The 17,251-nt window shown below is 73.9% G+C and carries 17 protein-coding genes; 12 read left to right on the forward strand and 5 right to left on the reverse strand.

Annotation, left to right across the window (positions count from 1 at the left end; translation table 11 throughout):
• Positions 1 to 38 precede the first annotated feature (38 nt).
• Complete coding sequence (locus K330_RS0100495) at positions 39 to 869, forward strand: MetQ/NlpA family ABC transporter substrate-binding protein (protein WP_022919898.1); 831 nt, start codon at positions 39 to 41, stop codon at positions 867 to 869.
• 78 nt (positions 870 to 947) lie between these two features.
• The gene (locus K330_RS0100500) at positions 948 to 2,147 is read left to right on the forward strand and encodes a cytochrome P450 (RefSeq protein WP_022919899.1); all 1,200 of its coding nucleotides are present in this window, start codon (positions 948 to 950) and stop codon (positions 2,145 to 2,147) included.
• Between the two features lie 10 nt (positions 2,148 to 2,157).
• Here the strand turns inward: K330_RS0100500 and ald are convergent, their stop codons facing one another.
• Entirely contained in the window at positions 2,158 to 3,285 is a 1,128-nt protein-coding gene (gene ald / locus K330_RS0100505; RefSeq protein WP_022919900.1) for an alanine dehydrogenase, read from the reverse strand.
• 94 nt (positions 3,286 to 3,379) lie between these two features.
• On the opposite strand from ald, the gene K330_RS0100510 reads away from it, so the two are divergent.
• Positions 3,380 to 4,282 carry an alpha/beta fold hydrolase gene (locus K330_RS0100510; RefSeq protein ID WP_229665844.1) on the forward strand — a complete coding sequence of 301 codons (903 nt, stop codon included), beginning with the start codon at positions 3,380 to 3,382 and terminating at the stop codon, positions 4,280 to 4,282.
• 3 nt (positions 4,283 to 4,285) lie between these two features.
• Here the strand turns inward: K330_RS0100510 and K330_RS0100515 are convergent, their stop codons facing one another.
• Together K330_RS0100515 and K330_RS0100520 are read right to left on the reverse strand one after the other, a co-directional pair.
• Complete coding sequence (locus K330_RS0100515) at positions 4,286 to 5,218, reverse strand: amidohydrolase family protein (protein ID WP_022919902.1); 933 nt, start codon at positions 5,216 to 5,218, stop codon at positions 4,286 to 4,288.
• A complete protein-coding gene (locus K330_RS0100520) occupies positions 5,215 to 5,994 on the reverse strand; it encodes a fructosamine kinase family protein (RefSeq protein ID WP_022919903.1) in 780 nt (259 codons plus the stop codon). The genes K330_RS0100515 and K330_RS0100520 overlap by 4 nt, the downstream gene beginning before the upstream one ends.
• Positions 5,995 to 6,156: 162 nt before the next feature.
• On the opposite strand from K330_RS0100520, the gene K330_RS0100525 reads away from it, so the two are divergent.
• Positions 6,157 to 6,405 carry a hypothetical protein gene (locus tag K330_RS0100525; RefSeq protein ID WP_022919904.1) on the forward strand — a complete coding sequence of 83 codons (249 nt, stop codon included), beginning with the start codon at positions 6,157 to 6,159 and terminating at the stop codon, positions 6,403 to 6,405.
• A gap of 65 nt (positions 6,406 to 6,470) precedes the next feature.
• Here K330_RS0100525 and K330_RS23475 read toward each other — a convergent pair whose 3' ends face one another.
• Positions 6,471 to 6,854, reverse strand: coding sequence for a hypothetical protein (locus K330_RS23475; RefSeq protein ID WP_156875625.1), 384 nt, complete (start codon positions 6,852 to 6,854; stop codon positions 6,471 to 6,473).
• Between the two features lie 35 nt (positions 6,855 to 6,889).
• Between K330_RS23475 and K330_RS0100530 the strand changes: the two genes are divergently transcribed.
• The 8 genes from K330_RS0100530 to K330_RS0100565 all read left to right on the forward strand — a co-directional run bounded on the left by K330_RS0100530 (position 6,890) and on the right by K330_RS0100565 (position 16,198).
• Complete coding sequence (locus K330_RS0100530; protein WP_022919905.1) at positions 6,890 to 7,108, forward strand: hypothetical protein; 219 nt, start codon at positions 6,890 to 6,892, stop codon at positions 7,106 to 7,108.
• 12 nt (positions 7,109 to 7,120) lie between these two features.
• Entirely contained in the window at positions 7,121 to 7,630 is a 510-nt protein-coding gene (locus K330_RS0100535) for a low molecular weight protein-tyrosine-phosphatase (protein WP_022919906.1), read from the forward strand.
• A 55-nt stretch (positions 7,631 to 7,685) separates the two neighbouring features.
• Positions 7,686 to 8,003: a TraR/DksA family transcriptional regulator gene (locus K330_RS18135; protein WP_022919907.1), complete on the forward strand. Its 318-nt coding sequence runs from the start codon at positions 7,686 to 7,688 to the stop codon at positions 8,001 to 8,003.
• A gap of 109 nt (positions 8,004 to 8,112) precedes the next feature.
• Entirely contained in the window at positions 8,113 to 10,011 is a 1,899-nt protein-coding gene (locus tag K330_RS18140; RefSeq protein ID WP_022919908.1) for a 2-oxoacid:acceptor oxidoreductase subunit alpha, read from the forward strand.
• Positions 10,008 to 11,201, forward strand: a complete 1,194-nt coding sequence (locus K330_RS0100550; protein ID WP_022919909.1) for a 2-oxoacid:ferredoxin oxidoreductase subunit beta — start codon at positions 10,008 to 10,010, stop codon at positions 11,199 to 11,201. Before K330_RS18140 ends, K330_RS0100550 begins: the two co-directional genes overlap by 4 nt.
• Entirely contained in the window at positions 11,198 to 12,316 is a 1,119-nt protein-coding gene (gene rarD, locus K330_RS18145) for an EamA family transporter RarD (protein WP_022919910.1), read from the forward strand. Before K330_RS0100550 ends, rarD begins: the two co-directional genes overlap by 4 nt.
• 260 nt (positions 12,317 to 12,576) lie before the next feature.
• Entirely contained in the window at positions 12,577 to 13,212 is a 636-nt protein-coding gene (locus K330_RS23980; RefSeq protein WP_029202161.1) for a TetR/AcrR family transcriptional regulator, read from the forward strand.
• A gap of 94 nt (positions 13,213 to 13,306) precedes the next feature.
• Entirely contained in the window at positions 13,307 to 16,198 is a 2,892-nt protein-coding gene (locus K330_RS0100565) for an MMPL family transporter (protein ID WP_022919912.1), read from the forward strand.
• Here the strand turns inward: K330_RS0100565 and K330_RS0100570 are convergent.
• Positions 16,159 to 17,235, reverse strand: coding sequence for a hypothetical protein (locus K330_RS0100570; protein WP_156875626.1), 1,077 nt, complete (start codon positions 17,233 to 17,235; stop codon positions 16,159 to 16,161). The two genes, K330_RS0100565 and K330_RS0100570, sit on opposite strands and share 40 nt — an antisense overlap.
• Between the last annotated feature and the right edge of the window lie 16 nt (positions 17,236 to 17,251).

Below are 17,251 nucleotides of genomic sequence, written 5' to 3' on the forward strand. Positions count from 1 at the left end.
CTCTCACCGTCTACCGAACACACGAAGGACACATCACCGTGCGCAACACCCTTGCCCTCACCGCCCTCCTCGCCTCCGGCGCGCTCGTGCTCACCGCCTGCGGCGGCGACGCCGAGGCCGACTCCTCCTCCGCCGCCGGGAGCGGCCCGCTCAAGGTCGGCGTCTCCCCCGTCCCCCACGCCGAGATCCTGGAGTTCGTCGACGAGGAGCTCGCCGCCGACGCGGGCATCGACATCGAGCTCGTCGAGTTCACCGACTACGTCCAGCCCAACGTCGCGCTCGCGGACGGCTCGCTCGACGCCAACTACTTCCAGCACGAGCCCTACCTCGCCGAGCAGGAGGCCGCGGCGGGCTACGACTTCGAGGCCGTCGCCCCGGTGCACCTCGAGCCGCTGGGCCTCTACTCCGACTCCGTCGGCTCCGTCGAGGAGATCGCCGACGGCGCCCAGGTCGCCATCCCCAACGACCCGACCAACGGCGCCCGCGCGCTCCAGCTGCTCGCCGACCAGGGCCTGATCACCCTGGCCGACACCGGCGAGGCCTCCGCCACCGTCCTGGACGTGGAGGAGAACCCCCGCGACCTCGAGTTCGTCGAGATCGAGGCCGCCCAGCTGCCGCGCAGCCTGCCCGACGTCGACGCCGCCGTGATCAACGGCAACTACGCCATCGAGGCCGACCTGTCGCCGGCCGAGGACGCCATCGCGGCGGAGTCGCCGGAGGGCAACCCCTACGCCAACCTGCTCGTGGTCCGCGCGGGCGACGAGACCGACCCCCGGGTCGCCACCCTGGCCGAGCTGCTCGCCTCCGAGGAGGTCGCGCAGTTCATCGAGGAGACCTACTCCGGCACGGTGATCTCCGCCCGCTCCTGAGCGGGTATGACGTGGCCGCGGGGCCGGTGGGGTGCACCCACCGCCCCCGCGGCATACCTGCCCTCCTAGCATCTGGTCATGCAGACCGGCACCCGCTTCCTCGACCTCGCCGACCCCGCCTTCGACGTGACCTCGGCCGAGGTGCGCCGGGCGCGCGAGGAGTCCTTCTGGGCCCGCACCAGCTACGGCTACGCGGTGCTGCGTCACGCCGAGGTGACCGCCCTGCTCAAGGACCGACGCTTCCGGCAGGGCAACGCGCGGTGGCCGGCGCAGAACGGCATCACCTCCGGGATGTTCAGCGACTGGTGGCAGAAGGTGCTGCTCTCGCTCGAGGGTGCCGACCACCTGCGCCTGCGCCGGCTGCTCAACCCGGCCTTCAAGCAGGGGGCCGTCACGCCGATGGTGCCGGGCTTCACCGAGCTGGCGCACGAGCTGGTGGACGCCTTCAGCGAGCGCGGGACGGTCGAGCTGATCGGCGAGTTCGCCGAGCCCTACGCCTCCCGCGTGCTGTGCCGGCTCATCGGCCTGCCCGAGGGCGAGTGGGCACAGGTCGCGCACTGGGCCGACGACCTCGGCAAGAGCTTCGGGGTGCGGGTCAAGGAGGACCTGCCGCGGATCGAGCGGGCGCTGGAGGGGCTCTACGGCTACTGCGACGAGGTCGTCCGCGACCGCACCGCCGCCCCGCGCGACGACCTCGTCTCCGACCTCGTGCGCTCCCAGCAGGAGGGGCGCCTGTCCGCCGAGGAGCTGTCGGTGGCGCTGGTCTTCCTCGTCTTCGCCGGCATGGAGACCACCCGCAACCAGATCGGCCTGGCCGTGCAGACCCTGCTCGCCTCCCCCGACCAGTGGCGGCTGCTGGCGCAGCGGCCCGACCTGGGCCGCAACGCGGTCGAGGAGGTCATGCGGGTCAACCCGACGGTCACCTGGATCACCCGCGAGGCGCTCGAGGACGTCGACCTGGGCGACGGTCTCGAGCTCCGCGAGGGCGACATCGTGCAGGTGCTCTCCCACGCCGCCGGGACCGACCCCCGGGCCCAGCCGGACCCCTCCTTCGACATCACGGTCGAGCACCCCGCGCACATGGGCTTCGGCGGCGGCGTGCACCACTGCCTGGGCCACTGGGTCGCGCGCATGGACATGGCCGTGGCGCTGCCGGTCCTCGCCGCACGCATGCCGGACGCCCGCGCCGACGGACCGGGCGAGTGGCTGCCGGTGTCCGGCAACACCGGCGCCATCCGCTACCCGGTCGCCTTCACCCCGACGCCGCGGCGGGGCTGACCGGCCAGGGTCACCGGCCGAGCACCGACTCGACGGTGACCGACCCCAGGCCGACCGCCTCCCCGACCGGGCCGTTGGTCAGCTGCCCGGCGTGCGTGTTGAGGCCCAGGGCCAGGCTCCGGTCGTCGCGGCAGGCCTGCTGCCACCCCTTGTCGGCGAGCGCCGTGACGTAGGGCAGGGTCGCGTTGGTCAGGGCGTAGGTCGAGGTGTTGGGGACGGCGCCGGGCATGTTGGAGACGCAGTAGAACGTCGAGCCGTGCACCTCGTAGGTCGGTTCCGCGTGGGTGGTCGGCCGCGAGTCCTCGAAGCAGCCGCCCTGGTCGACGGCGATGTCGACCAGGACCGAGCCGGGCTTCATCCGGGCGACGAGGTCGTTGCTCACCAGCTTGGGCGCCCGCGCCCCGGGCACCAGCACCGCGCCGATGACGAGGTCGGCCTCCATCACCTGCTGCTGGATCGCCAGCCGCGACGACGCCAGGCCGTGCACCCGGTTGTTGTAGCGCCAGAAGGACATGCGCAGCTTGTCCAGGTCGGTGTCGAGCAGGGTGACGTCGGCACCCATCCCGAGCGCGATGTTGGCGGCGTTCTGCCCGGCGACGCCGGCGCCGATGATGACGACCCTGGCGTTGGCGACCCCGCCCACGCCGCCCATGAGCACGCCTCGACCGCCGTGCGCGCGCATGAGCGCGTGCGCCCCGACCTGCGGGGCCAGGCAGCCGGCGACCTCCGACATCGGGTAGAGCAGGGGCAGCGCCCCGGAGGGCAGCTGCACGGTCTCGTAGGCGATGCCGGTCACCCGGCGGTCCACCAGCTCCCGGGTCAGCGTGGCGTCGGCGGCCAGGTGCAGGAAGGTGAACAGCGTCAGCCCCTCGCGCATCCGGGAGTACTCCTCGGGCCGGGGCTCCTTGACCTTGAGCACCAGGTCGGCCTCGCCCCACACGTCGTCGGCCGCGGTCGCGGTGTCGACGACCCGGGCACCTGCGGCGACGAACTCCTCGTCCGGGATCTGCGAGCCCAGGCCCGCGCCGGCCTGGACGAGCACCTCGTGCCCGCGCTCGGTCAGCTCGTGGGCACCGACGGGCGTCAGCGCGACCCGGTACTCGTGGTTCTTGACTTCCGTGGGGACGCCGATCTTCACACGGGACTCCTCGCCGAGGCTCGTCCACCGCCGTGGTGGACACTGCCGACCCTACGCCCGGCGCGCCCTCTCACGCCCGCTGCCGAGCCCACCGATGAGTCCGCGCCCCGGCCGGGGTCTGCAGGTCATGGTCACCACCCGCACCCTCGCCACCGACGGCGCCTCGGTCGTCTACGACGTCCACGGCCCCCTCCCGCCCGACGACGGACGCCCGCCCCTGCTCATGGTGGGCCAGCCGATGGACGCCGGCGGCTTCGCCGCGCTGGCGGCGCAGCTGCCCGAGCGCACGGTCGTCACCTACGACCCGCGCGGCGTCGGTCGCAGCACCCGCAGCGACGGTTCGCTCACCGCGTCCCCGACGGTGCAGGCCGAGGACCTGCACGCGGTCATCACCGAGCTGGGCGTCGGGCCGGTGGAGGTCTTCGCCAGCAGCGGTGGTGCGGTCACCGGGCTCGCGCTCGTGACGGCATACCCGCAGGACGTCGTCACGCTGGTCGCCCACGAGCCCCCGCTCGTGGGCGTGCTGCCGGACGCCGACCTGGCACGGCGGGCGGGTGAGGCGGTGCAGGACGTCTACGCCCGGCACGGCTGGGGACACGGGATGGCGGCGTTCGTCGCGATGACCATGTGGCAGGGCGAGTTCACCGAGGACTACCTGCGCACGCCGGCCCCGGACCCTGCACAGCTGGGCCTGCCGACCGAGGACGACGGCTCCCGTGACGACCCGCTGCTCAGCGACCGGTCAGCGGAGGTCACCGACTACCGTCCCGACGTCGAGGCGCTGGCCGCGGCGCCGACCCGGGTCGTGCTGGCCGTCGGCGAGGAGACCGGGGACACGCTCACCGCCCGGACCGCCCGCGCCACCGCCGCGCTGCTGGGCCAGGAGGCGGTCGTCTTCCCCAGCCACCACGGCGGCTTCGCCGCCGAGGACGGGCCGTGGCCGGGCCGGCCGCGGGAGTTCGCCGCGCGGCTGCGCGAGGTGCTCGAGGGTCCCTGACGGTCAGCCCCGCACCGGCGCACCACCGGACGGCGGCACGGATGCGTCCAGCCCGAGCAGCCGGCGCCCGTTGTGCCACAGCACGTCCCGCAGCCAGTCCTCCCCCAGACCCCAGCGGTGCAGCGCCTCGAGCTGGTGGGCGTAGGGGTAGGGGATGTTGGGGAAGTCGGTGCCCAGCAGCACCCGGGGGCGCAGCTCGGCGAGGCGGCCGAGGAAGCGGGCCGGCACGGGAGCGACCCGCTCCATGAAGTCGGTGCCGACCATCGTGGTGTCGAGGTGGACTCTCTCGTGCGCCTCGACCAGGTCGGCGAACGCGTCGTAGTCCGGCATCCCCATGTGCGCCACGACCAGGGTCAGGTCCGGGTGGTCCGCCAGCACCCGCGCCACGCGCTCGGGCCCGCTGAAGCGCCCCTCCCGCGGGCCGTGCCCGGCGTGGATGACGACCGGCACCCCCGCCCGCGCCAGCAGCCCCCAGGCCTGCCCGAGCCGCTCGTCGTCCGGGGCCAGGTCGCTGACCGTGACGTGCACCTTGACCAGCTGCACGCCGTCGCGGACGGCCTGCGCGACGTAGTCCGTCACGCCCTCCTCCGGGTAGAGGGTCGCGCAGCGCAGCACCTGCGGGTGGGCGTCGGCGAACTCCCGGCACCAGGCGTTGAGCGAGGCGGCCATCCCCGGCCGGTGGGCGTAGGTGAGCGCGGGGACGTCGTGCACCCCCAGCTCGGCCAGGGTCCGCAGGCGCTCCTCCGCCCCGGTCCGGTAGTGGATGGGCCAGGGCATCCCGTAGTGCCGCTCGCCCTCGTCGAAGTAGGCCCAGATGCGCTCCATGAGCCGGTCGGGGTGGAAGTGCACGTGCACGTCGGCCAGCCCCGGCACGCCGAGGCCCGCGAGGTAGGCCGGGACCTCGGCGTCCGTGCGCGGCGCCCGGGGCCCGGTCACCGGACCGCCGCCCGCAGCGCGTCGCCCGCCTGCACGCCGTAGCCGCCGCCGAAGAGCAGCGCGTGCACCAGCAGCGGCACCGTCTGGTAGGCCGGGATCCGCTGCTCCCAGCCGTCGGCCAGCGGGTGCTCCCGGACGTAGGCGGCGAACACCCGGCCGCTGAAGCCGCCGAAGAGCTGCATCATCGCCAGGTCGACCTCCCGGTGGCCGTAGTGGGCGCACGGGTCGATGAGCCAGCTGCGGCCCTGCGGGTCCAGGAGCCGGTTGCCGCCCCACAGGTCGCCGTGCACGAGGGTCGGGGGCTCGGGCGGCCCGAGGCGCGCGGCGTCCAGGTCCTCGGCGAGCACCGCGGTCGCCGGGTCGAGACGGCCCTCGTCGGCGGCCCGGCGGGCGAGCGGGACCACGCGCCGGCCGACCCAGGACTCGTGCCAGGTGTCGGTCGGCGTCAGGTCGACGGGGCAGGCCCCCAGGTATGCAGTGGGCTCGCCGTCGACGGAGCCGTAGCGCTCGCCGGTGGTCCGGTGCAGGTCCGCCAGCTCGCGGCCGAACCGCTCCTCCGAGGCGGGCGTGCGCTCGTGACCCTGCTCGACCCAGCTGACCGTGATGCTGGTGCCGTCGACGGCCAGGACCTCCGGGACGCGGGCGCCGGCCGCGGCGAGCGCCCGCAGCCCCGCGGCCTCACGCTCGAAGAACAGCGGCGGGGCGTCCCGCAGCCGCTTGGTGAGCGCCGGACGGCCGTCGTGCGTCGTCCGGGACGGGGTGCCGGTGGCGGACATGGCGCCCATCCTGTCAGGAGCCTGCCCGGGGCACCGTCCCGCACCTCTCGGTCCTGCGCTCGTCGCCCTATCGCCCCGGCAGGTGCAGGACCGACAGTGCCGGACGCGGGTTGTCCACAAGGACCGTCAGGCGGGCCGAGCGGGTCGGGCAGGCTGTCACCCATGTCCGCCGAGCCCTCCGCGTCACCCTTCGGCAGCCACCTGCGGGCGCGCCGGATCCGCGGCGCGGAGCGTCGCCGGCGGGTCCGTGCCGAGCTGGCTGACGACCAGGACGGGGTGGTGAGCATGAGGCAGCTCAGGGACATCGGCCTCACCTACGAGGAGGTCCGTGCCGAGGTGAGGGCCGGTCGGTGGCACAAGGTGGGTCTGCGGACGGTCAGCGTCATGGGGGACCGGCCGGTCAACGAGTGAGCCCGCTGGCGACGTGCTGTGTGGGAGGTGGGTGGTGACGCCTGCCTCGACGGTGTCTCAGCCCTTCAGGCCTGGGGACTGCAGAAGTGGTCCCGGCGCGCGCGCGGCACCGCGAGGTCACCGGGGTCCGGGTCCACGTGCTGCGCGACCGCGGCACCGTGGTGACGGCGGGAGTCCCGCGGACGTCCCGTGAGGTCGCGACGCTGCGCGCGGCGATGTGGGCGAGGAGCGACCGCGCCGCCGCCACCCTGCTCGCCATGACGGTGCAGCAGCGGCTCGTGGATCCCGGCCGTCTGCTGGGCGCCTGGGGAGCCACCGGGCGCTGCCCACGGCGCAGGGTGCTCGCCCGGCTCGTCCCGCTGGTCGCGGACGGCGCCCAGGCGCTCTCGAAGATCGACCTCGCCCTGCTCGGCCGCGAGGCGGGTGGCCCGAGCCGGACCGCCAGGCACTCGTCCGCACACGACGCGGGCGCACCTACCTCGACGTGCGCTTCACCGCATACGGCGTCGTCGTCGAGGTCAACGGCGTGCAGCACTACGAGGCGCTGGCGACCGTCTCCGACGCGCTGAGACGCAACGACCACGCTGTCGGGGACCGGACGGCGCTGGAGGTCCCGGCCGTCGCGCTGGTCCTGGACCCGGAGCCGTTCCTGCGGCAGGTGGACACGGCCCTCCGCAAGGGCGGGTGGCCCGGGTCCACCTGACAGACTCGGGACATGCGCATCATGACCGTCTGCCTGGGCAACATCTGCCGCTCCCCCGCCGCCGAGGCCGTGCTCGCCCGCCGGCTCGAGGAGGCCGGCCTCACGGACGTGACCGTCACCTCCGCCGGCACGGCCGACTACCACGTCGGCAGCCAGCCGCATCCCGTCTCGCGGGAGGAGGGCGAGGGCCGCGGTTACACCTTCACCTCGGTGGCGCTGCAGCTCGCGGCCGATCACTTCGACGAGGTGGACCTCGTCGTGGTCATGGACGCCTCCAACGAGGCCGACGTGCTCGCGCTGGCGCGCACCCCCCAGGACGCGGCGAAGGTCGTCCGTCTCGGCGCCTTCGCCAGCGACGCGGACGCCGCGGTGCGCGACGTCCCTGACCCGTGGGGCATGCCGCGGGAGGCCTACGTGCGCATGTACGACCAGATCGAGGACGCGGTCGACGGGCTCGTGCGGGCGATCCAGGACGGAACGGTCGAGGACGTCCTCGCCGCCCAGCGCGCGCTGCGGGGGTGAGCGCGGCGCGGTGGCCGGGCTGGTGGGGCGTCGGAGCTGGTGGGAGCCTGGGACCATGACAGAGGTGAGGGAGACGCTCCGGGCCAAGGAGGCCGAGATCGTGGAGCAGATGGACCAGCTGAGCCGGCCCATGCAGGAGCAGGGCAGCATCTCGTTCGGCAAGCGGGTCGGTGACGGCACGGCCATGGCGGTGGACCGGCTGACCGCCGTGACCGCCCACGACAAGCTGCAGGGCCTGCTCGACCAGGTGCGGACCGCCTCCTCCCGGCTCGACGACGGCACCTACGGCACCTGCGAGGTGTGCGGCGCTCAGATCGCGCAGGACCGGCTGGAGGCGCGGCCCTGGGCCACCCGCTGCATCCGGCACGGCTGAGCGGCGAGGCGGCCCCGGAGGCCGCGGCAGGGCGCCGTCCGGAGGTGGTTGACGTCACGTTAGAGGGATTTAGTCAATAAGGCTACGGAGGCGTAGGCTAATGCGTGATATGTCCTCGACTCCCCTGACCCAGCTCGACCGGGTGGTCATCCGCTTCGCCGGGGACTCCGGCGACGGGATGCAGCTGACCGGTGACCGTTTCACCTCGGACACCGCCTCGCTCGGCAACGACCTGTCGACCCTGCCCAACTTCCCGGCGGAGATCCGGGCCCCCCAGGGCACGCTGCCGGGCGTTTCCAGCTTTCAGCTGCACTTCGCCAACCACGACATCGCCACCCCGGGCGACGCCCCGGACGTGCTCGTCGCGATGAACCCGGCGGCGCTGAAGGCCAACCTGGCCGACCTGCCCCGGGGCGCGACGGTCATCGCCAACGCCGACGAGTTCACCAAGCGCAACCTGGCCAAGGTCGGGTATGCCGTGAGCCCGCTGGAGGACGGGTCGCTCGCCCAGGCCGGCTACCACGTCCACGCGCTGCCGCTGACGAGCATGACCGTCGAGGCGCTGGCGGAGTTCGACCTGACGCGCAAGGAGAAGGAGCGGGCCAAGAACATGCTGGCCCTGGGCCTGCTGTCCTGGCTCTACTCCCGCGACACCGCCGGCACCGAGGCGTTCCTGCGGGCGAAGTTCGCCAAGGCCCCGCAGATCCTGGAGGCCAACCTCGTCGCGCTGCGCGCCGGGCACGCCTACGGGGAGACGACGGAGGGGTTCGCGGTCCGCTACGAGGTGGCCCCCGCGCCGATGCCGGCGGGCACCTACCGCACGATCACCGGCAACCAGGCGATGGCGCTCGGCCTCGTCGCCGCGGCCGAGCGCTCCGGCCTGCCGCTGGTGCTCGGCTCCTACCCGATCACGCCGGCGTCGGACATCCTGCACCAGCTGTCGGCGCTGAAGGGGCAGGGCGTCACCACGCTGCAGGCCGAGGACGAGATCGCCGCGGTGGGCATGGCGCTCGGCGCCTCCTTCGGCGGCGCGCTCGGGGTCACGACCACCTCGGGCCCGGGCCTGGCGCTCAAGAGCGAGACCATCGGCCTGGCCGTCTCCACCGAGCTGCCGCTGGTCGTGATCGACATCCAGCGCGGCGGCCCCTCGACCGGCCTGCCGACCAAGACCGAGCAGGCCGACCTGCTGCAGGCGATGTACGGCCGCAACGGCGAGTCGCCGGTGGCGGTCGTGGCCGCCCAGTCCCCCAGCGACTGCTTCACCTCGGCGATGGAGGCGGTGCGCATCGCGACCACCTACCGCACCCCGGTCATCCTGCTCTCCGACGGCTACCTCGGCAACGGCTCCGAGCCGTGGGCGGTCCCGTCCGTGCGCGACCTGCCCGACCTGACCGTCGAGCACGCCACCGAGCCCAACGCCACGGACGAGAAGGGCGAGCCGGTCTTCCACCCCTTCCTGCGCGACGAGCTGACCCTGGCCCGGCCGTGGGCGGTCCCCGGCACCCCCGGTCTGGAGCACCGCATCGGCGGCATCGAGAAGGCCGACGTGACCGGCCACATCTCGTACGACCCGACCAACCACGACACGATGGTCCGGCTGCGGCAGGCGAAGATCGACCGTATCGCGGACTCCATACCCGACCTGACGGTGGACGACCCCGACGGCGACGCCCGGCTGCTCGTGCTCGGCTGGGGGTCGACCTACGGCCCGATCGCCGCGGCCACCCGCCTGGCGCGCACCAGCGGGGCCAAGGTGGCCCGGGCGCACCTGCGCCACCTGCACCCCTTCCCCAGCAACCTCGGCGAGGTGCTGCGTCGCTACGAGCGCGTGGTGCTGCCCGAGATGAACCTGGGCCAGCTCGCCCTGCTGCTGCGCGGCCGCTACCTGGTCGACGTCCGCAGCCACACCGCGGTGCGGGGCCTGCCGTTCACCGCGGCCGAGCTCGCCGAGGTGATCCACAGCCACCTCCTGGAGGTCTCCGACACGACGATGGGGGCACGCGCATGAGCACGGACCTGGGACTGCCCACCCACGGGACGACCGGTGTCCCGACCCTGGCCGAGGGCACGGCGCTGACCAAGAAGGACTTCACCTCCGACCAGGAGGTGCGCTGGTGCCCCGGCTGCGGCGACTACGCCGTGCTCGCCGCGGTCCAGGGGTTCCTGCCCGAGCTGGGGCTGCGCCGGGAGAACATCGTGTTCGTCTCCGGCATCGGCTGCTCCAGCCGCTTCCCCTACTACCTCGACACCTACGGGATGCACTCCATCCACGGCCGTGCCCCCGCGATCGCCACCGGGCTGGCGACCGCGCGCGAGGACCTGTCGGTGTGGGTCGTCACCGGTGACGGCGACGCGCTCTCGATCGGCGGCAACCACCTCATCCACGCGATGCGCCGCAACGTCAACCTGACGATCCTGCTGTTCAACAACAAGATCTACGGGCTGACCAAGGGCCAGTACTCCCCCACCTCCGACGTGGGTGCGGTCACGAAGTCGACCCCGTCCGGGTCGGTGGACCACCCGTTCAACCCGGTGTCGCTGGCCATCGGCGCCGAGGCCACCTTCGTCGCGCGCACGATGGACTCCGACCGCGCGCACCTGACGGAGGTGCTGCGCGCCGCCGCGGCCCACCGCGGCACCGCGCTGGTGGAGATCTACCAGAACTGCCCGATCTTCAACGACGGCGCCTTCCAGCTGCTCAAGGACAAGGACGAGGCGACCGCCCGGATCGCGCACCTGCGCGCCGGCGAGCCGGTCCACGTCGGAGCTGACCACGTCGTCGTCCGCGACGAGCACGGCCGCATGACCGTCGTCCCGCAGGAGCAGGCCGACCCGGCGCGGGTCGTCGTCCACGACCCGGCCGAGGCCGACCCCTCGACCGCGTTCGCGCTGTCGCGGCTGGACGACCCGACCATGCAGCACGTGCCGATGGGCATCTTCCGCCAGGTGCAGCGCCCGACCTACGACGACGGTGTCCGCGCCCAGGTGCGGGCCGCCGCCGGCACGGACGCGCCGAGCACCCCGGCCGAGCGCGAGGAGTCGCTGGCCGCGCTGCTGCACGGCCCGGACACGTGGACCGTGCACGGCACGCGGGCCGGTGAGGCCGAGCAGACCCTGGAGGGCGAGACCACCGAGGGCCCCATCCCGGCCGCGGGCGACGCCCTCGTCCACGAGGGTGAGCGGACCCTGGTGGAGTGAGCGAGGAGCAGCGGCGGCAGCAGGGCACGCTCTACGGCTTCCTCGCCTACCTGATCTGGGGCGCCTTCCCCCTCTACTTCGCCACCCTCCGGCCGGCCGGACCGTGGGAGATCGTCGCCCACCGGATCATCTGGACGCTGCTGCTCTGCGCGATCGTCCTGGTGGTCCTGCGCGACCTGCGCTGGCTGCTCGACCTCGCCCGCCGGCCACGGCGCCTCGCCGGCGTCGCCGGTGCCGGGGTGCTCATCGCCACCAACTGGGGCATCTACACCTACGCCGTGCTCAGCGGGCACGTCACCGAGGCCGCCCTCGGCTACTTCCTCAACCCGCTGGTGACGGTGGCCCTCGGCGTCGTCGTGCTGCGCGAGCGGCTGCGCCGCCTGCAGTGGGTGGCCGTGGGCATCGGCACGGTCGCCGCCGTCTACCTCACCGTCGACTACGGGCGGCCGCCGTGGATCTCCCTGGCGCTGGCGTTCAGCTTCGCCAGCTACAGCCTGCTCAAGAACCGGCTGGGCATCTCCCTGTCGGCGCTGCGCTCGCTGGCCGGGGAGTCTCTGGTCATCCTGCCGGTGGCCGTCGCCATCCTGGTCTGGCTCGCCGGTCGCGACGAGACGACGTTCATGGGTCACGGCACCGGGCACACGCTGCTGCTGGTCTCCACCGGGGTCGCCACGGCCGTGCCCCTGCTGCTGTTCGCCGCCGCGGCCTCGCGGGTGCCGCTGTCCACGATCGGGCTGCTGCAGTTCCTCACGCCGTTCCTGCAGCTGCTCATCGGCGTGCTGGTCATGGGTGAGCACGTGCCGGTCTCCCGCTGGGTCGGCTTCGCCATGGTCTGGCTCGCGCTCGCGGTGCTCACCGTCGACATGCTGGGTGCCGTGCACCGCACCCGACGGGACGGACGCCGCGCCCGGGCAGCCGCAGCTGCAGCTGCACCCTCGACCGCCCCGGCAGCCGCGGCGGGAGCGCCGCTCGCGCCGGTCCCTTCGTCGACCGCTCCGCCGGCCGTGCCGGAACCGGACGACGACGCCGGGGCAACCCCTGCCGGCCCGGTGGAACCGCACGACGGCGAGAGCGTCGTGGACGAGTCCCTCGGCCAGCAGCCCCGCTGCCCCTGACACGGTCGAGCCGCGCCTGCCGGACGTGGGCACACGCCACCCGCGTGAGTGCGCCGTGCACGCCATACCCCTCCGGACGTGGGCACACGCCACCTGCGTGAGTGCGCCGTGCACGCCATACCCCCTCCGGACGTGCACCACCCACTCCGGTGGGGCGGTCGTGCACGCGCGATCTCCGGGTGAGGGGTATGCCGCCGACCCCCCTCCTTGCACCTCGTGCAGATTTGCACGGCGTGCACCTTCGTCCCTACCCTGGGAGGGTGACAGGGACGAGCGCGCTCGGGCGGCGCGAGCTCAACAAGGCCCGGACCCGTGAGGCGATCGTCACCGCGCTCCGCGGGCTCGTCGCCCAGCGGCCGGTCGACCAGGTCACCGTCGACCAGATCGCCGAGGCCGCGGGCATCTCCCGCCGCACGTTCTTCAACTACTTCCCCGGGGTGGCCGGGCTGCTGTCGGAGATCATCGGCAGCCACACCGAGCGTCTGGCCGACGCCCTCGGCGCCCTCGCCGGCGGCACCCCGCCGATCGAGAGCGTGCGCACGCTGCTGAGCTCCGTCAGCCTGCCGGTCGAGCTCCTCGACTGGCTCGCGGTGCTCAACCTGCACGCCGCCGACCAGGGCGCCAGCGACTCGCTGCTGGCGCTGGAGCGCTCGATCTGGGCCGACCGGGGCGCCTGGCTCGAGAGCGAGCTGACCCGGCGGCTGCCTGCGGGCACCGACGAGCTCTACGTCGCCACGCTGGCCAGCACCATCATGAGCTGCTTCGCCGCTGCCGAGCAGACCTGGATCGCCGGCCGTGACCCCCAGGCGCCCGTCGACGAGACCGCGGTCACCGCCTTCCACACCGAGCTCGACCGGGCGCTGGCCTACGCCTCCGCCGGCTGGGCACCCACCTGAGCGCACCGCCGCCGCCCGACCCCCGCACCCTCCCGGCGAGCCGGCGTCGGCCTGCCGGAGACATCCTCGACCTGCACGACCGAAAGGACCCCTCGTGGCCACCCTCCTGCACCGCCTCGGACGCTGGTGCGCACGCCACCCCTGGCGCGTCATCGTCGCCTGGGCCGCCCTGCTGGCGCTGACCGTCACGGGCATGCTGACGCTCGCCAAGCCGCTGTCCAACGAGTTCTCCATCCCCGGCAGCCGCTTCGAGGCGGTGCTGGAGACCCTCCAGGAGGAGATCCCCGAGGCCGCCGGCACCACCGGCACGATCGCCTTCCGCAGCGACCAGCCCTTCACCCCCGAGCAGGAGGAGGCGGTCGCCGACGCCGTCGAGCGCTGGAACGACCTGCCGGACGTCACGGCCACCGACCCCTTCGAGGCCCAGGCCCAGGTCGACTCCTCCCAGGAGCAGCTCGCCGAGGGCAGGCAGCAGCTCGAGGAGGGCCGCGCCGAGCTCGAGCAGGGCGAGGCCGACCTGGAGTCCGGCCGCCAGGAGCTCGCCGACGGGCGCGCCCAGCTGGAGGAGGGTGAGCAGCAGCTCGCCGACTCACGCACCCAGCTGGAGGAGGGCCGCGCGCAGCTCGACGCCGGGCAGGCCGAGCTGGACGCCCAGGCGCAGCAGCTGGACGCGGCCGCGGCGCAGCTCGACGCCCAGCTGCAGGAGCTGGAGGCGGGAGTGGCCGCCGGTCTGGTCCCGCCCGCTCAGGCGGAGCAGGCGCGCGCGGAGATCGCCGCCGGGCAGGCACAGATCGAGGACGGTCGCCAGCAGCTGGCCGCAGGCCAGGCCCAGCTGGACGCCAGCCGGGCCGAGCTGGACGCCGGCGCCGCCGAGCTCGCGGCCGGAGAGGCGCAGCTGGAGGAGAGCCGTACCCAGCTCGAGGCCGCCGAGGAGCAGATCGCCGAGGGCGAGCAGGAGCTCGCCGACGGCCGCGCCGAGCTGGAGCAGGGCGAGGCCGACCTGGCCGCCGGCCAGCGACTGGCGGACCTGACCCAGGGCTTCCGGCTGGTGACCGAGGACCGCACGGTCGCGATGACCCAGCTGTCGGTCCAGGACGCGGGCGGGCTCATCCCGCCGGAGACGACCGAGGCCATCCAGGCGGTCGGCGGGGACCTCGCCGACGCCGGGGTGACCGTCACCTACTCCAAGGAGATCACCGACGACCTGTCCACGCTGCTGGGCCCCGGTGAGGTCATCGGCCTGGTCGTCGCGGCGCTCGTGCTGCTCGTCATGCTCGGCTCGGTGCTCGCGGCCGGCCTGCCCCTGCTGATGGCCCTCGTCGGCGTCGGCGTCGGCCTCACCGGCGCGGTGGCCCTGTCCCAGTGGGTGGACATGCAGTCGATCACCCCCGCCCTGGCGCTCATGCTGGGCCTGGCCGTGGGCATCGACTACTCGCTGTTCCTCATCAACCGCCACCGCCAGCAGCTGCGTCACCGGATGCCCGTGCGCGAGTCGATCGCGCTGGCCGTCGGCACGTCCGGCAACGCCGTCACCTTCGCCGGCCTGACGGTCATCATCGCCCTCGCCGCGCTCACCCTCACCGGCATCCCCTTCCTGGGCACCATGGGCCTGGTCGCCGCCGCGACCGTGGCCATCGCCGTGCTCGTGGCCATCACGCTGACCCCGGCGCTGCTGGCGCTGCTGGGCCCGCGGGTGCTGCCCCGGAAGGCGCGCGCCAGCCTCGCCGCCGGGGACGACCACGAGACGCACGAGCAGGACGTCCGGGAGGCGGACACGCACCGCGGGTGGGCAGCCGTGGTCCAGCGTCGGCCCTGGCTGGCGGTCCTCGGCGTGGTCGCCGTGGTCGCCGCGCTCGGCTACCCGACCAGCCAGCTGCGGCTCGGGCTCCCGGACGGCAGCTCGGAGCCGGCCGGGTCGTCGGCCTACCTCACCTACGACACCGTCCGGGAGGCCTTCGGGGCCGGCACCAACGGGCCGATCGTGGCCGTCGCCGAGCTGGGCACGCCCGTGGGCGAGGGAGAGACCGCGCTGCTGGAGGCCCAGGCGGACATCGCCGAGGAGCTCGCCGCCGTCGAGGGCGTCGTGCGCGTCCTGCCGGCCGGCGTCAGCGACGACCGTGACGTGCTCGCCTTCCAGGTCGTGCCCGAGGGCGGACCTGCCGAGGCGTCGACGGAGGCGCTCGTCGACCGGCTCTCCGGCGCCGTCGACCGGATCGGCCAGGACCACGGGGCGAGCATCGGGCTCACCGGCCAGACCGTGGCCAACATCGACGTCTCGGGCCAGCTGGCCGACGCGCTGCCGCTCTACCTGCTCGTGGTCGTGGGCCTGTCGCTGGTCCTGCTGCTGCTGGTCTTCCGCTCGGTCGTCATCCCGCTGCTGGCGACCGGAGGTTTCCTGCTGAGCATCGTCGCCGCCTTCGGCGCGGTCGTGGCCGTCTACCAGCTCGGGCACCTCTCACCCGTCTTCGACGTCCATGAGCCGGGACCGATCCTGTCGTTCCTGCCGATCCTGCTCATCGGGATCCTGTTCGGGCTGGCGATGGACTACCAGGTCTTCCTGGTGTCCTCGATGCGCGAGGAGCGCGTGCACGGCCGGGACGCCCGGACCGCGGTGGTCACCGGCTTCAACCACAGCGCCAGGGTCGTCACAGCCGCCGCGATCATCATGATCTCGGTGTTCGCCGGGTTCGTCTGGGCCCACCTGGCGATGGTCCGGCCGATCGGCCTCGGCCTGGCCGTCGGCGTCCTCGTGGACGCCTTCCTGGTCCGGATGACGCTGACGCCCGCCGTGATGTCGCTGCTGGGCGAGAAGGCCTGGTGGCTGCCCCGGTGGCTGGACCGCATCCTGCCCGACGTCGACGTCGAGGGTGCCCGGCTCGAGCGCGCGCTCGGCCGCACCGGCGACGACACCCCGTCCGCGGGAGGCCACGACAGCGCGCCGGGCTCTCAGGAGGAGGACGAGCCCGAGCTCTCCCCCAGCCGCTGACCGGCCGCCTGCAGCAACGCCCGGGCGCCGGCCCGCGCCGCAGCGTCACCCTCGGTGACCTGCAGCGCGAGCCGGCGCCCGTCCCGCTTCCAGACCACGATCCCCGGCCCGCCGTCCACGATGTAGGCCGTCCGCTCGGGCAGGGCGCGCAGGCCGATCCCGCCCCACTGCATCGGGTCGAGGTCGAGCACCTCGACGCCGGCGACGCCCTCGGACGGGACCCGGGCGAGCTGCAGCGGCAGCACCTGCGAGCGCACGGACAGGCCCTCGGCGTCGACGCGCACCCGCACCGCCGACCAGGCCAGGGCCAGCCCTGCCGCGCCGCCCACGACCAGCACGACCAGGGCGACGAGGGCCAGGCTCTCGCCGGTGACCAGGGTGAGCACGCTCACCACGGCGAAGACGACGAGCAACCCCCAGCCGATGACCCGCAGCGTGGTGGAGGAGATCTCGGTGGCCCAGGCGTCGACGGGCCGGACCGCCCGCCCCCGGACCGGCTGCACCCGGGCACGCTCGGGGATCTGCTCCCGCAGCTCCTCCGGTGCCGGCACCCGTCGCGCGTGCACGGCATACGCGGCCGCGCCGGCCCCCAGGGCAGCCGCCACCGCGAGCAGTGCCCAGCCGGCCCCCACCCGCTCCGGGCCGTCGACCCCGGTGCGCCACACGGTCACGGCATACAGCACGACGGCGCCCCAGCCCACGGCCGCGGTGGTCGCGACCACCCAACGTGACCACGCCTGCGGAACGGCGCGCTGCAGCACGGCCATCGCCGCGGCCGCGACCGCGCACAGGACCGTGACCGTCAGCACCCCCGAGACGAACGCCGGCCCCGCGGTCCACCCGTCGGGGCGCGCGCCCGCCCAGTGGGTCGGCACCCGCGGGGGCGGCGGCAGCACCACGACGACGAGGAGCAGCGCCGCGAGCGGCAGGATGGCCAGGAGCCCGGCGAGGGCGCGGCGGGAGTTCATCGGGGCCTTCCGCGGGTCGGGATGGGAGGCACCAGGGTATGCGGTGCGCCGCGCCGCGCGGTTCGTCACCGGCGGTCGGCTAGCG

This window comes from Ornithinimicrobium pekingense DSM 21552 (assembly GCF_000421185.1).
Lineage (GTDB): Bacteria > Actinomycetota > Actinomycetes > Actinomycetales > Dermatophilaceae > Ornithinicoccus > Ornithinicoccus pekingensis.

Coding starts and splice junctions, on each gene's coding strand:
- K330_RS0100550 (WP_022919909.1), top strand. CDS start 10,008: ATGAGCACGGACCTGGGACTGCCCACCCACGGGACGACCGGTGTCCCG.
- K330_RS0100510 (WP_229665844.1), top strand. CDS start 3,380: ATGAGTCCGCGCCCCGGCCGGGGTCTGCAGGTCATGGTCACCACCCGC.
- K330_RS0100520 (WP_022919903.1), bottom strand. CDS start 5,994: ATGTCCGCCACCGGCACCCCGTCCCGGACGACGCACGACGGCCGTCCG.
- K330_RS18135 (WP_022919907.1), top strand. CDS start 7,686: ATGACAGAGGTGAGGGAGACGCTCCGGGCCAAGGAGGCCGAGATCGTG.
- K330_RS0100525 (WP_022919904.1), top strand. CDS start 6,157: ATGTCCGCCGAGCCCTCCGCGTCACCCTTCGGCAGCCACCTGCGGGCG.
- K330_RS0100500 (WP_022919899.1), top strand. CDS start 948: ATGCAGACCGGCACCCGCTTCCTCGACCTCGCCGACCCCGCCTTCGAC.
- K330_RS0100535 (WP_022919906.1), top strand. CDS start 7,121: ATGCGCATCATGACCGTCTGCCTGGGCAACATCTGCCGCTCCCCCGCC.
- K330_RS18140 (WP_022919908.1), top strand. CDS start 8,113: ATGTCCTCGACTCCCCTGACCCAGCTCGACCGGGTGGTCATCCGCTTC.